The sequence below is a fragment of the Sphingomonas sp. SUN019 genome, assembly GCF_024758705.1.
Classification (GTDB): domain Bacteria; phylum Pseudomonadota; class Alphaproteobacteria; order Sphingomonadales; family Sphingomonadaceae; genus Sphingomonas.
On the sequence record NZ_CP096971.1, the window covers coordinates 876431 to 889564 of the forward strand.

Annotated in this window: 22 protein-coding genes; all 22 read right to left on the reverse strand. The window is 63.2% G+C overall.

What is annotated here, in order from left to right:
• Positions 1–2: 2 nt before the first annotated feature.
• Positions 3–359 (reverse strand): 50S ribosomal protein L18, encoded by a 357-nt coding sequence (rplR, locus tag M0208_RS04180; protein ID WP_258890473.1) that lies wholly within the window; start codon positions 357–359, stop codon positions 3–5.
• Positions 356–889 (reverse strand): 50S ribosomal protein L6, encoded by a 534-nt coding sequence (rplF, locus tag M0208_RS04185; RefSeq protein WP_258890474.1) that lies wholly within the window; start codon positions 887–889, stop codon positions 356–358. The genes rplR and rplF overlap by 4 nt, the downstream gene beginning before the upstream one ends.
• On the reverse strand, positions 889–1284 hold the full coding sequence (gene rpsH, locus M0208_RS04190) for a 30S ribosomal protein S8 (protein WP_258890475.1): 396 nt from the start codon (positions 1282–1284) through the stop codon (positions 889–891). Before rpsH ends, rplF begins: the two co-directional genes overlap by 1 nt.
• A 10-nt stretch (positions 1285–1294) precedes the next feature.
• Entirely contained in the window at positions 1295–1600 is a 306-nt protein-coding gene (rpsN, locus tag M0208_RS04195) for a 30S ribosomal protein S14 (RefSeq protein ID WP_258890476.1), read from the reverse strand.
• A gap of 41 nt (positions 1601–1641) precedes the next feature.
• Positions 1642–2223: a 50S ribosomal protein L5 gene (gene rplE, locus M0208_RS04200; protein WP_258890477.1), complete on the reverse strand. Its 582-nt coding sequence runs from the start codon at positions 2221–2223 to the stop codon at positions 1642–1644.
• On the reverse strand, positions 2216–2533 hold the full coding sequence (gene rplX, locus M0208_RS04205; protein ID WP_258890478.1) for a 50S ribosomal protein L24: 318 nt from the start codon (positions 2531–2533) through the stop codon (positions 2216–2218). Before rplX ends, rplE begins: the two co-directional genes overlap by 8 nt.
• Positions 2533–2901, reverse strand: coding sequence for a 50S ribosomal protein L14 (gene rplN, locus M0208_RS04210; RefSeq protein WP_258890479.1), 369 nt, complete (start codon positions 2899–2901; stop codon positions 2533–2535). The genes rplX and rplN overlap by 1 nt, the downstream gene beginning before the upstream one ends.
• Before the next feature lie 71 nt (positions 2902–2972).
• Positions 2973–3263 carry a 30S ribosomal protein S17 gene (gene rpsQ / locus M0208_RS04215; protein ID WP_258890480.1) on the reverse strand — a complete coding sequence of 97 codons (291 nt, stop codon included), beginning with the start codon at positions 3261–3263 and terminating at the stop codon, positions 2973–2975.
• 10 nt (positions 3264–3273) lie between these two features.
• A complete protein-coding gene (rpmC, locus tag M0208_RS04220) occupies positions 3274–3477 on the reverse strand; it encodes a 50S ribosomal protein L29 (protein ID WP_258890481.1) in 204 nt (67 codons plus the stop codon).
• Between the two features lies 1 nt (position 3478).
• Positions 3479–3913: a 50S ribosomal protein L16 gene (gene rplP, locus M0208_RS04225; protein WP_258890482.1), complete on the reverse strand. Its 435-nt coding sequence runs from the start codon at positions 3911–3913 to the stop codon at positions 3479–3481.
• 3 nt (positions 3914–3916) lie between these two features.
• Positions 3917–4627 carry a 30S ribosomal protein S3 gene (rpsC, locus tag M0208_RS04230; protein WP_258890483.1) on the reverse strand — a complete coding sequence of 237 codons (711 nt, stop codon included), beginning with the start codon at positions 4625–4627 and terminating at the stop codon, positions 3917–3919.
• Positions 4627–5004, reverse strand: coding sequence for a 50S ribosomal protein L22 (rplV, locus tag M0208_RS04235; protein ID WP_258890484.1), 378 nt, complete (start codon positions 5002–5004; stop codon positions 4627–4629). Before rplV ends, rpsC begins: the two co-directional genes overlap by 1 nt.
• A complete protein-coding gene (gene rpsS / locus M0208_RS04240; protein ID WP_258890485.1) occupies positions 5004–5279 on the reverse strand; it encodes a 30S ribosomal protein S19 in 276 nt (91 codons plus the stop codon). Before rpsS ends, rplV begins: the two co-directional genes overlap by 1 nt.
• 1 nt (position 5280) lies before the next feature.
• The gene (gene rplB / locus M0208_RS04245) at positions 5281–6132 is read right to left on the reverse strand and encodes a 50S ribosomal protein L2 (RefSeq protein ID WP_258890486.1); all 852 of its coding nucleotides are present in this window, start codon (positions 6130–6132) and stop codon (positions 5281–5283) included.
• A 1-nt stretch (position 6133) separates the two neighbouring features.
• Positions 6134–6451, reverse strand: coding sequence for a 50S ribosomal protein L23 (locus M0208_RS04250; RefSeq protein ID WP_258890487.1), 318 nt, complete (start codon positions 6449–6451; stop codon positions 6134–6136).
• Positions 6444–7073 (reverse strand): 50S ribosomal protein L4, encoded by a 630-nt coding sequence (rplD, locus tag M0208_RS04255; RefSeq protein ID WP_258890488.1) that lies wholly within the window; start codon positions 7071–7073, stop codon positions 6444–6446. The genes M0208_RS04250 and rplD overlap by 8 nt, the downstream gene beginning before the upstream one ends.
• Before the next feature lie 2 nt (positions 7074–7075).
• On the reverse strand, positions 7076–7828 hold the full coding sequence (gene rplC, locus M0208_RS04260; RefSeq protein ID WP_258890489.1) for a 50S ribosomal protein L3: 753 nt from the start codon (positions 7826–7828) through the stop codon (positions 7076–7078).
• A gap of 205 nt (positions 7829–8033) precedes the next feature.
• The gene (rpsJ, locus tag M0208_RS04265) at positions 8034–8342 is read right to left on the reverse strand and encodes a 30S ribosomal protein S10 (protein ID WP_258890490.1); all 309 of its coding nucleotides are present in this window, start codon (positions 8340–8342) and stop codon (positions 8034–8036) included.
• 265 nt (positions 8343–8607) lie between these two features.
• On the reverse strand, positions 8608–9801 hold the full coding sequence (gene tuf / locus M0208_RS04270) for an elongation factor Tu (RefSeq protein WP_258890491.1): 1194 nt from the start codon (positions 9799–9801) through the stop codon (positions 8608–8610).
• A 107-nt stretch (positions 9802–9908) separates the two neighbouring features.
• Entirely contained in the window at positions 9909–12005 is a 2097-nt protein-coding gene (gene fusA, locus M0208_RS04275) for an elongation factor G (protein ID WP_258890492.1), read from the reverse strand.
• A gap of 99 nt (positions 12006–12104) precedes the next feature.
• Positions 12105–12575, reverse strand: coding sequence for a 30S ribosomal protein S7 (gene rpsG, locus M0208_RS04280; protein ID WP_258890493.1), 471 nt, complete (start codon positions 12573–12575; stop codon positions 12105–12107).
• A gap of 50 nt (positions 12576–12625) precedes the next feature.
• Positions 12626–12997 (reverse strand): 30S ribosomal protein S12, encoded by a 372-nt coding sequence (gene rpsL, locus M0208_RS04285; protein WP_176495415.1) that lies wholly within the window; start codon positions 12995–12997, stop codon positions 12626–12628.
• Positions 12998–13134: the final 137 nt, after the last annotated feature.

A 13134-nucleotide genomic window follows, 5' to 3' on the forward strand; every position in this document is an offset into this window, starting at 1 on the left:
TCTTAGAACTCCAGTCCGGCTTCGCGCGCGGCTTCCGCCAGCGCCTTCACCCGGCCGTGAAACAGGAAGCCGCCGCGGTCGAACACGACCTGCGTCACGCCAGCCGCCTTCGCCTTTTCGGCGACGCGCTTGCCGACTTCGGACGCAGCGGCGATGTTCGCCCCGGACGTGCCGCGCACGTCCTTTTCCAGCGACGATGCCGAAGCGACCGTGGCGCCAGCGACGTCATCGATGACCTGCGCGTAGATATGCTTGCCCGAACGATGCACCGACAGGCGCGCGCGGGTTCCCGCGCGAGCGCGGAGAGCGGTACGATTGCGCCGGCGGCGCTTCTCGAAAAGCGAAAGGCCCTTGGTCACTTCTTCTTCCCTTCCTTACGGAAGATATACTCGCCGTCGTATTTGATGCCCTTGCCCTTGTACGGCTCGGGCTTGCGCCAGCGGCGGATCTCGGCGGCCAACTGGCCCACCTTCTGTTTGTCGGCGCCCGAAATCTCGACCGTGGTCGCATCGGGCGTCTTCACTTCGAGGTCTTCCGGCACCGCGATGTTGACATCGTGGCTGTAGCCGAGCTGCAGCTTCAGGTTACGACCCTGTGCCGCGGCGCGGTAGCCGACGCCGGTGATCAGCAGCTTCTTGGTGAAACCGTCGCTTACGCCGGTCACCAGGTTCTGCACCATCGTGCGCTGCATGCCCCAGAAGGCGCGCGCCTGCTTGGTTTCGTTGGCCGGCTGCACCGAAATGCCGCCATCCTCGAGCGTGTATTTGATCTCGTCGCGCAGCACGAGCGTCAGGACGCCTTTCGGCCCCTTCACGTTTAGCTGCTTGCCCTCGATCGTCGCGGTCACGCCCGAAGGCACGGTGACCGGCTTCTTGCCGATGCGACTCATCAGAACACCTCCGCGAGCACTTCGCCGCCGACATTCTGTTCGCGCGCTTCCGCGTCGGACAGAACGCCGCGAGGCGTCGATACGATCGTGATACCGAGGCCGTTCATGACGCGCGGGAGATCCTGCGAACCAGAATAGACCCGGCGGCCGGGCTTCGAAACGCGCGCGACGTGCTTGATCGCCGGCTGCCCCTCGAAATACTTTAGCTCGATGCGGACACCCTTGGCGGGGCCCATCTCTTCATCGCTGTAGCCACGGATGTAGCCTTCGCGCTGAAGCACGTCGAGCACGCGGATACGCAGCTTGGACGCCGGCGAAAGGACGGAATCCTTCTTCGCGCGCTGTCCGTTGCGGATGCGGGTGAGCAGGTCACCCACGGGATCGGTCACTGCCATCTCTGTATCCTTACCAGCTCGACTTCGTCAGGCCGGGGATCAACCCCTTGTTGCCCAGCTCGCGCAGCATGATGCGCGAGAGGCCGAACTTGCGATAATTGCCGCGCGACCGACCGGTGAGCTGGCAGCGATTGCGAACCCGCGTCGGGTTCGAATTGCGCGGCAGCTCCGCCATCTTCAGGCGCGCGATCAGGCGCTCGGTCTCGTCGAGCGAGGTGTCGTTGGCAATCGCCTTCAGCTTTGCAAGCTTGGGGGCATATTGCTTCACGAGCTTCTTACGACGCTCGTTCTTGTTCACGGAACTCAGTTTCGCCATGGACTTAAGCTCTCTTCTTCAGTTCAGGACAGAAGCGCGGATCATGCCGCCTTCTTCTCTTCTGCTTCATCTTCGCGCGGGAACGGGAAGCCGAACAGACGCAGCAGCTCACGCGCTTCGTCGTCGGTATTCGCGGTCGTCGTCACGATCACATCCATGCCGCGCACCTTGTCGATGCGGTCATAGTTGATTTCGGGGAACACGATCTGCTCCTTCAGGCCGCAGGCGTAATTGCCGCGACCATCGAAGCTCTTCGGGTTCAGCCCGCGGAAATCGCGGACGCGGGGCAGTGCGATCGTGATGAAGCGATCGAGGAATTCGTACATCCGCTCACGGCGAAGGGTGACCTTCACGCCGATCGGCATGCCTTCACGCAGCTTGAACTGCGCGATCGACTTCTTCGCCTTCGTGATCACGGGCTTCTGGCCGGCGATCAGCTCCATTTCGGAAGCGGCCTGTTCGACGCGCTTCTTGTCCTGGGTGGCTTCGCCGACGCCCATGTTGATCACGATCTTGTCGAGCCGCGGTACTTCCATCGCGTTGGCGTAACCGAACTTCTCGGTCATCGCCTTCACGATCGTGTCGTCGTACATCGACTTCATGCGGGGCTTGTAATCAGCCATCGATCTTGTCCCCCGTCTTCACGGCCACGCGGACCTTCTTTCCGTCCTGCGTCTCGAAACGAACGCGGGTCGGCTTGCCGTCGGCGGTCACGTGCGCGACCTTCGAGATGTGCAGCGGCGCAGGCGTCTTCTTCAGACCACCCTGCGGATCGCCCTGCGTCGGCTTGGTGTGGCGGGTGGCGATGTTCACGCCCTCGACCACGACCTTGCCGTCCTTCGGCATGGCGAGCGTCACGGTGCCGGTCTTGCCCTTGTCCTTGCCGGACAGGACGATGACCTTGTCACCCTTCTTGATGCGGGCAGCGGCCATTACAGCACCTCCGGCGCAAGGCTGATGATCTTCATGTGCTTCTTGCCGCGCAGTTCGCGCACGACCGGGCCAAAGATACGGGTGCCGATCGGCTCCTCGTTCTTGTTCACCAGGACGGCGGCGTTGCTGTCAAAACGGATCGTCGATCCGTCGGCGCGGTGGATGTCCTTGCGGGTGCGGACGATGACGGCGCGATGCACGTCACCCTTCTTCACCTTGCCGCGCGGCTGTGCTTCCTTGATGCTGACGACGATGATGTCGCCAACTCCGGCTACCCGGCGCTTGGACCCGCCAAGCACCTTGATGCACTGCACCCGCTTCGCGCCGCTGTTGTCAGCGACGTCGAGATTGGACTGCATCTGGATCATCGATCCGTATCCTTCTCAACTTTGGGGCCGATTGCTGACCGGCACCCGCCCTAATAAAAAACCAAAGAGGTTTACACCGACGCCGAGGCGTCCGGCTCGAGTTCGACCCGCTCGGGCGTCGCGTGGGTGTTGACCCGGTCGACGACCTTCCAGGTCTTCAGCTTGGAGATCGGCGCGGTCTCTTCGATCCGCACGGTTTCACCCTGCTTGTATTCGTTCGCCTCGTCATGGGCGTGATACTTCTTCGAACGGCGGATGATCTTGCCGTACAGCGCGTGGCGGACCTTGCGCTCGACATTCACCACAACCGTCTTGTCGCCCTTGTCGGAGACGATCAGCCCCGTCAGCACGCGCTTCGGCATGATAGTTTCCTTACTTCGCCGGCGCGGCGCTGGTGCGCTGCGCCTGCAGGGTCTTGATGCGGGCGATGTCGCGACGGACTTCGCGCACGCGGCTCGGCTTTTCGAGCTGGTTCGTCGCCGACTGGAAGCGCAGGTTGAACTGCTCGCGCTTCAGCTGGCCCAGGCTCTCGCTGAGCTGGTCGTCGGTCTTCCCGACGAAATCGGTCTTCGCCATGTTACTCGCCTCCGAGATGCGAGGTGTCGCCAAGACGGGCGACGACCTTCACCTTGATCGGCAGCTTCATCGCTGCCCGCTCGAACGCCTCTGCGGCGATCTTGCCCTCGACACCGTCCAGCTCGAACAAAATCCGGCCCGGCTTGACGCGGGCGGCCCAATATTCGGGACTGCCCTTGCCCTTGCCCATGCGGACTTCGGCCGGCTTCGCCGACACCGGAACGTCCGGGAACACGCGAATCCACAAACGCCCTTGGCGCTTGATGTGACGCGTGATCGCGCGGCGGGCCGCCTCGATCTGACGTGCGGTGATCCGCTCGGGCTCCATCGCCTTCAGCCCGTAGGAGCCGAAGTTCAGGCTGGTGCCGCCCTTCGCGTCGCCGTGAATCCGGCCCTTGAAGGCCTTGCGGAACTTGGTCTTCTTTGGTTGCAGCATGACTTAGTTCCTGCGGTCATCGCGCGCGGGGCGCACGCCGGAAGTCTGCGCTTCCATCATCAGCCGGTCCTGCGCCATCGGATCGTGGCCCAGAATCTCGCCCTTGAAGATCCACACCTTCACGCCGCACACGCCATATGCGGTGTGCGCCTGCGCTTCGGCATAATCCATGTTCGCACGCAGCGTATGGAGCGGCACGCGGCCTTCGCGATAGCTCTCCGAACGCGCGATCTCGGCGCCGCCAAGGCGGCCGCCGCACGCGACGCGGATGCCGTCTGCACCCAGGCGCATCGCCGACTGCACCGCGCGCTTCATGGCACGACGGAAGGCGATACGACGCTCGAGCTGATCGGCGATGCCCTGTGCGACGAGCTTGGCGTCGACCTCAGGCTTGCGGATCTCGACGATGTTGAGCGAGACGTCCGACGCGGTCATCGCACCGATCGTCTTGCGCAGCTTCTCGATGTCGGTGCCCTTCTTGCCGATGATGACACCGGGGCGCGCCGCGAAGATCGAGATGCGGCACAGCTTGGCCGGACGCTCGATCACCACCTTCGAAATCGCGGCCTGCGGCAGCGACTTGATGATGAAGTTGCGGATCTTGAGATCCTCGACCAGCAGACGGCCATAATCCGCGCCTTCGGCGAACCAGCGGCTGTCCCAGGTGCGGTTGATCTGCAGGCGCAGACCGATGGGATTGCTCTTGTGACCCATTACGCTTCTTCCTGCTCGCGCACGACGATGCGCAGACGGCTGAACGGCTTCAGGATGCGGGTGGACTTGCCACGGCCGCGCGTCGCGAAGCGCTTCATGGTGATCGACTTGCCGACCGACGCCTCGGCGACGACCAATGCGTCGACATCGAGGTTGTGGTTGTTCTCAGCATTGGCGATGGCCGAGGCCAGCACCTTGCGCGCGTCGACCGCCATGCCCTTCGTCGAGAACTGAAGGATGTTCATCGCATCGCCGACCTTCTTGCCGCGGATGAGTGCGGCGACCAGGCCCAGCTTTTGCGCCGAACCACGGATCTGCGTGCCGACCGAGAGGGCTTCCTTCTCGCCGACCTTGCGGGGGGACTGAGGCTTGGACATCAGCGCTTGCCCTTCTTGTCCGCGGCGTGGCCGGGGAAGTAGCGCGTCGGCGCGAACTCACCCAGCTTCATGCCGACCATGTCTTCGTTAACGCTCACCGGCACGAACTTGCGCCCGTTATAGACGTTGAACGTCAGGCCGACGAACTGGGGCAGGATCGTCGAGCGACGCGACCACGTCTTGATCGGTGCACGTGCGCCGCCGTCCTGCGCCACTTCGGCCTTCTTCAGAAGGCTCAGTTCGACGAACGGGCCCTTCCAGACTGAACGAGCCATGTTAGCCCTTCCTCTTCGTCGAATGACGCGACCGGATGATCATCTTGTCGGTCGATTTGTTGTGACGGGTGCGCGCACCCTTCGTCGGCTTGCCCCACGGGGTGACCGGATGACGGCCGCCCGAGGTCCGGCCTTCACCACCGCCGTGCGGATGGTCGACCGGGTTCTTGGCGACGCCGCGGGTCAGCGGACGCTTGCCCATCCATCGCGAACGTCCGGCCTTGCCGAAGTTCTGGTTCTGGTTGTCGGGGTTCGACACCGCGCCGACCGTCGCCATGCAATTGGAGTGGATATAGCGCTGCTCGCCCGAGTTGAGGCGAACGATCACCATGCCCTTGTCGCGACCGACGACCTGCACATACGTGCCGGCCGACCGTGCGATCTGACCACCCTTGCCGGGCTTCATCTCGACGTTGTGAACGATCGTGCCGACCGGGACCGAACCCAGCTCCATCGCGTTGCCCGGCTTCACGTCGGTCTTCTTCGCCGCGATCACCTTGTCGCCGACGCCGAGGCGCTGCGGAGCGATGATATAGGCGACGTCGGACTTCCCGTCGGTCTCGCCATAATTGACGAGCGCGATGAAGGCGGTGCGGTTGGGATCATATTCGATCCGCTCCACGATACCCTCGACGTCCCACTTGCGACGCTTGAAATCGACGATGCGATAGCGCTGCTTGTGACCGCCCGCGATGCCGCGCGAGGTGACATGGCCCTTGTTGTTGCGGCCGCCGGTCTTGTTCTTGCCCTCGGTGAGCGCCTTGATCGGACGCCCCTTGTACAGCGCCGAACGGTCGACCAGGATCAGGCCGCGGACGCCGGGCGACGTCGGGTTATAATGCTTGAGTGCCATCTTACTTGGCCCCCTCGGTAATGTCGATCGACTGCCCGTCCTTGAGCGTCACGATCGCCTTCTTCATGTCCGAACGCTGGTAGGGAGCACCCTTCCAACGTTTCGTCTTGCCCTTCTGGACCAGCGTGTTCACGTTCAGCACGCTCACGCCGAAGATCGCCTCTACGGCGGCCTTGATTTCGGGCTTCGACGCATCGTTAGCCACCTTGAACACGACGGCGTTCTGTTCGGACAGAAGCGTCGACTTCTCGGTGATGTGCGGCGCGACGATCACGTCATAATGACGGTTGTCGATCGCCTTCTGCGGGGCCTTAGCCATTGAAGCGCGCCTCCAGCTTTTCGACCGCGGCGCGGGTCAGCACCAGCGTGTCGGCCTTGATGATGTCGTACACGTTGGCGCCGACCGCAGGCAGCACGTTGATCGTGTGGACGTTGCCCGCCGCCAGCGCGAAGCTGGTGTCGACCGTGTCGCCGTCGATGACGAGCGCGGTCTTGCCGAAGCCGAGCTTCGCCCAGTCGCTCAGCAGCGTCTTGGTCTTGTTCTCGGCCACGGCCAGGCTGTCCATGACGACCAGCGACCCTGCCTTGGCATGGGTCGACAGCGCCATCTTCAGACCCAGCGCGCGAATCTTCTTGTTCAGCGACGGGTTGAAGTCGCGGACGCGGGCGCCGTGCGCCTTACCGCCGCCAACGAAGATCGGTGCGCGACGATCGCCGTGACGCGCCGTGCCGCCGCCCTTCTGGCGACCGAACTTCTTGCCGGTGCGAGCCACGTCGGAGCGCTCACGCGTGCCGCGTGCAGTGGCACGACGCTTTTCGAGCTGCCAGGTGACGACGCGGTGCAGGATATCGGCGCGCGGATCGAGGCCGAAGACCTCGTCGTTGAGCTCGACGTCCGACGCCTTCGCCTTGTCGTCGAAGGAGGAAATCTTGACCTTCACGTTCAGCCCTCCTGGCCGTCGGTCGCTTCAGGCGCGTCCGAGGTTTCGGCCGGCGTATCAGCAGCGGTGTTGGTATTGGCAGCCTGCTTCAGGCTGGCGGGATACGGAGCGTCGGCGTGAGCCTTCACCTTCACCGAATCCTTGACGAACAGCCAGCCGCCCTTCGAGCCAGGGACCGAGCCCTTGACGAAGATCAGGCCGCGCTCGACGTCGGTGCCGACGATCTCGAGGTTCTGCTGGGTGCGATACTTGTCGCCCATGTGCCCGGCCATCTTCTTGTTCTTGAAGACGCGACCCGGATCCTGGCGCTGACCGGTCGAACCGAGCGAACGGTGGCTGACGGAGACGCCGTGCGTCGCGCGCAGGCCGCCGAAGTTCCAGCGCTTCATGCCGCCGGCAAAACCCTTGCCCTGCGTACGACCCTGGATATCGACCATCTGGCCTGCGACGAAGTGATCCGCCGACAGTTCTGCGCCGACATCGAGGAGGTTATCCTCGGTCACGCGGAATTCGTGGACGATCGCCTTCGGCTCCACTTCGGCCTTGCCGAAATGGCCGCGCTGCGGCTTGGCGACGTTCTTCACCTTGGCGACGCCTGCGCCAAGCTGGACGGCGGTGTAGCCGTCGGTATTCTGTTCGCGGCGGGAAACGACCTGCAGCGCCTCGATCTGCAGAACGGTGACCGGCACGTGCCGACCGTCGTCCTGAAACAGGCGGGTCATCCCCATCTTCTTCGCGATCACGCCGGTACGCATGACCAAACTCCTCACAGAGGCACGCAAGGACCATTCCTCACGTGCGTGTCAGCCCGGATGTGCGAAGCGTGCCCCCGTCCCGGGCTGGTGTTCCTGCAGTACGCAAAAACGTGACGGGAGACGCTGCCCGGCAGCCGAAGCGGCCGGCGGTATCTCAATGTCGAATCACGCGGGACCGGTCAGGTCGACCGCGGGAGACGCGCCTTTAGGCGAGCTTGATCTCTACGTCAACGCCGGCAGCGAGGTCGAGCTTCATCAAAGCGTCGATCGTCTGCGGGGTCGGCTGCACGATGTCGAGCATCCGCTTGTAGGTGCGGACCTCGAACTGCTCACGGCTCTTCTTGTCGACGTGCGGGCCACGGTTGACCGTGAACTTCTCGATGCGCGTCGGCAGGGGAATGGGACCGCGGATTAGCGCGCCGGTGCGGCGTGCGGTGTCGGAAATCTCACCGGTGGCCTGATCGAGCACACGATGGTCGAACGCCTTCAGGCGGATGCGGATGTTGCTGTCCATAGTCCCTACCGATGCGAAAGAGCGGGGCAACTCATTCAACCGTCACCCCAGCGCAGGCCGGGGTCTCATGGGGCTAGCGGAATACGCTCTACCCGGAGATCCCAGCCTTCGCTGGGATGACGGCTAACTGGCCGCCTCTTGCTGTTTTCTAAAATGCGAAGGGCGGCGCTTAGCGACACCCTCATAAAAAGGCAACCGCCCGGCACACCTTTCGGCGCGCCGGGCGGCTGTTTTGCGACAGGCCGTTAAACGGCCTGTTCGCGGATTACTTCGTGATGCCGCTCACGATGCCCGAACCGACGGTCCGGCCACCCTCACGGATGGTGAAGCGCTGGCCGACATCCATCGCGATCGGCGCGATCAGCTTGATGCCGAGCGCGACGTTGTCGCCGGGCATCACCATCTCGGTGCCCTCGGGCAGTTCGACGGTGCCGGTCACGTCCGTGGTGCGGAAGTAAAACTGCGGACGATAGTTGGCGAAGAACGGCGTGTGACGGCCGCCTTCATCCTTCGACAGCACGTACACTTCCGACGCGAAGTCGGTGTGCGGCTTGATCGAGCCGGGCTTGCAGAGCACCTGGCCACGCTCGACCTCTTCACGGCCCACGCCGCGGATCAGCGCGCCGACGTTGTCGCCGGCCTGGCCCTGATCGAGCAGCTTGCGGAACATCTCGACGCCGGTGACCGTGGTCTTGCGGACTTCGGGGTGGATGCCGACGATCTCGACTTCCTCGCCGACCTTGATGATGCCGGTCTCGACGCGGCCGGTGACGACCGTGCCACGGCCCGAAATCGAGAACACGTCCTCGATCGGCATCATGAACGGCTTGTCGAGCGGACGCTCGGGCTGCGGCAGATACTCGTCGACCGCCTTCATCAGCTCGAGCACGGCTTCCTTGCCGAGCTTGTCGTTCGAACCCGACAGCGCGCACGTCGCCGAACCCTTGATAACCGGGATGTTGTCGCCGTCGAAATCATACTTCGAAAGCAGCTCGCGGATTTCCATCTCGACCAGCTCGAGGATTTCCTCGTCGTCGACCAGATCGACCTTGTTCATGAACACGACCATCGTCGGCACGCCGACCTGACGCGCCAGCAGGATGTGCTCGCGGGTCTGCGGCATCGGGCCGTCGGTGGCCGACACGACCAGGATCGCGCCGTCCATCTGCGCCGCGCCGGTGATCATGTTCTTCACATAATCGGCGTGGCCCGGGCAATCGACGTGCGCATAGTGGCGTGCTGCCGTCTCATACTCGACGTGCGCGGTCGAAATCGTGATGCCGCGCTCACGCTCTTCGGGCGCCTTGTCGATGTTGGCGAAATCGACGGCCACGCCGCCGCTCGTCTCGGCCAGCACCTTGGTGATCGCCGCGGTCAGCGACGTCTTGCCGTGGTCGACGTGACCGATGGTGCCGATGTTGAGATGCGGCTTGTTCCGCTCGAATTTTGCCTTGGCCATTGTTTCCTACCTTCTGAGTCGAATGTCGGTGCCGCCGTCGGGGGCCACGCGAACGCGGCCCCTTAGCGGCTGGTTGATCGTTATGCCAGCCCTACGCGTGAAAGCGCTTAAGCCAGTTTCGCCTTCACTTCTTCGGCGACGTTCGCGGGCACTTCGTCGTAATGCGAGAACTGCATCGAATATTGCGCGCGGCCCTGCGTGAACGAACGTAGCTGGTTCACATAGCCGAACATGTTCGCCAGCGGGACCATCGCCTCCACCGTCTGCGCGTTGCCGCGGCTGTCGGTGCCCTGGATCTGGCCACGGCGGCTGTTCATGTCGCCGATGACGTCGCCCAGATAATCCTCCGGTGTGACGACCTCGACCTTCATGATCGGCTCGAGCAGCTTGATACCGGCCTTTTGAGCGGCTTCACGCATCGCGCCACGCGCGCAGATTTCGAACGCCAGCGCCGACGAGTCGACGTCATGATATGCGCCGTCGTACAGATGGACCTCGAAATCGATGATCGGGAAGCCGATCAGCGATCCGGTTTCCGCCGTCTCGCGCATGCCCTTCTCGACCGACGGAATATATTCCTTGGGAATATTGCCGCCCTTCACTTCGTCGAAGAACTGGAAGCCCGATCCGCGCTCGCCCGGAATTACGGTCAGCTTGACGCGGCCGAACTGGCCCGAGCCGCCCGACTGCTTCTTGTGCGTATAGTCGATGTCGACCTTCTTGCCGAGGTATTCACGGTACGCCACCTGCGGCGCGCCGACGTTCGCCTCGACCTTGAACTCGCGCTTCATGCGGTCGACCAGGATCTCGAGATGGAGCTCGCCCATCCCCTTGATGATGGTCTGGCCGCTCTCGGCGTCGGACGACACGCGGAACGACGGATCCTCGCGCGCCAGACGATTGAGCGCGACGCCCATCTTTTCCTGGTCGGCCTTGGTCTTCGGTTCCACCGACAGCTCGATGACGGGCTCGGGGAATTCCATCCGCTCCAGGATGATCGGCGCGTTGGCGGCGCAGAGCGTGTCCCCGGTGGTGGTGTCCTTCAGCCCCGCCAGCGCGACGATGTCGCCCGCGAAAGCTTCCTGGATGTCCTCACGGCTGTTCGCATGCATCAGCAGCATGCGACCGACCTTTTCCTTCTTGTCCTTCACCGAATTGGTGACCATCGACGCGGTTTCCAGCTTGCCCGAATAGATGCGGGCGAAGGTCAGCGTGCCGACGAATGGGTCGTTCATGATCTTGAACGCCAAGGCGGAGAAAGGCGCCTCGTCGGTCGACGGACGCTCGTCCGGCGTTTCCCCGTCGAGCTTCAGGCCCTTGATCGCGGGAACGTCGAGCGGGGACGGCAGATAGTCGACGACGGCGTCGAGCAGCGGCTGGACGCCCTTGTTCTTGAACGCCGAGCCGCACACGATCGGCACGAACGCCATGGCGAGCGTACCCTTGCGGATCAGCTTCTTCAGGTCGGCCGTGCTCGGTTCGTTACCCTCGAGATAGGCTTCCATCAGGTCGTCGTCCAATTCGACGGCCATCTCGATCAGGTCGCTGCGATACTTGGCGGCCTTTTCGGCCATGTCCGCGGGGATTTCCTGATATTCGAACTTCGCACCCAGGCTCTCTTCGAGCCAGATGATCGCGCGGTTCTCGACCAGATCGACCAGGCCCTTGAAGCCGCCCTCGATGCCGATCGGCAGATACAGCACAGCAGGACGCGCGCCCAGGCGCTCAATGATCGAATCAACGCAGAAGTAGAAATCGGCGCCGGTGCGATCCAGCTTGTTGATGAAGCACATGCGCGGCACGCCGTACTTGTCCGCCTGACGCCACACCGTTTCCGACTGCGGCTCCACGCCCGCAACGCCGTCGAAGCATGCGACCGCGCCGTCGAGCACGCGCAGCGAACGCTCGACTTCGATCGTGAAGTCGACGTGGCCCGGCGTGTCGATGATGTTGATGCGGTGCTCGGGGCCCTTACCCTCTTCAGCCGCCCAGAAACACGTCGTCGCAGCCGACGTGATCGTGATCCCGCGCTCCTGCTCCTGCTCCATCCAGTCCATCGTCGCAGTGCCTTCGTGCACTTCGCCGATCTTGTAGGACTTGCCGGTGTAATAGAGGATGCGCTCGGTCGTCGTCGTCTTGCCGGCGTCGATGTGCGCCATGATGCCGATGTTGCGGTAACGGTCGAGCGGATGGCTGCGGGCCATGATCGGTGCTTCCTTAGCGATGCGGGGAGCGGGAGCACGCAGCCCCGGCTCCCCGCGATATAGTGTTAAGACGCGCCGGCGAAAAGGCCGGCATGCCCATTACCAGCGGTAGTGGCTGAACGCGCGGTTCGCTTCGGCCATGCGGTGCGTGTCTTCGCGCTTCTTCACCGCGTTGCCACGGTTGTTCGACGCATCGAGCAATTCGCCCGACAGACGCGCCGACATCGTGTTCTCCGACCGCGCACGCGCGGCGGTGATCAGCCAGCGGATCGCCAGCGCCTGCGCGCGTTCCGGACGCACCTCGACCGGCACCTGGTAGGTGGCGCCACCGACGCGGCGCGAACGTACCTCGATGCCCGGCTTAATGTTGTTCAGCGCGTCATGGAACACGCCGATCGGCTCGCGCTTGGCGCGGGTCTCGACGACTTCCATCGCCGAATAGACGATGCCTTCGGCGACGGACTTCTTGCCGTCCAGCATCACCGAATTCATGAACTTGGACAGAACCTCATCCCCGTACACGGGATCAGGCAGGATTTCCCGCTTTTCGGGACGACGACGACGAGCCATCTGATATTCCTTCTAAACTTCAGCCTTTGGTGATCGGATGCCCGACCGGCTTACTTCGGACGCTTTGCGCCGTATTTGGAACGCGACTGGCGGCGATCCTTCACGCCCTGCGTATCGAGCACGCCGCGCAGGACGTGATAACGAACGCCGGGAAGGTCGCGCACACGGCCGCCACGGATCAGGACCACGGAGTGCTCCTGGAGATTGTGGCCTTCGCCCGGAATGTACGAAATGACTTCGCGCTGGTTGGTCAGGCGAACCTTGGCCACCTTGCGTAATGCCGAGTTCGGCTTTTTCGGGGTCGTCGTGTACACACGGGTGCAAACGCCGCGCTTCTGCGGGTTCGCTTCCATTGCAGGGACCTTGTTCTTGGCCTTTTGCTGTTCGCGGCCCTTGCGGACCAGCTGGTTGATCGTTGGCATTGAAGCCTTCACCTTTCAAAGGGTTACTTTGCTGGAGCCCTAACAGCTACGTGGAATACGAAAAGGACCGTGGGGTGGTCGTCACCGACCGCCCGGGCCCTTGATGCATCCAGCAATGTTCAAGCGTGTCCGCCGGA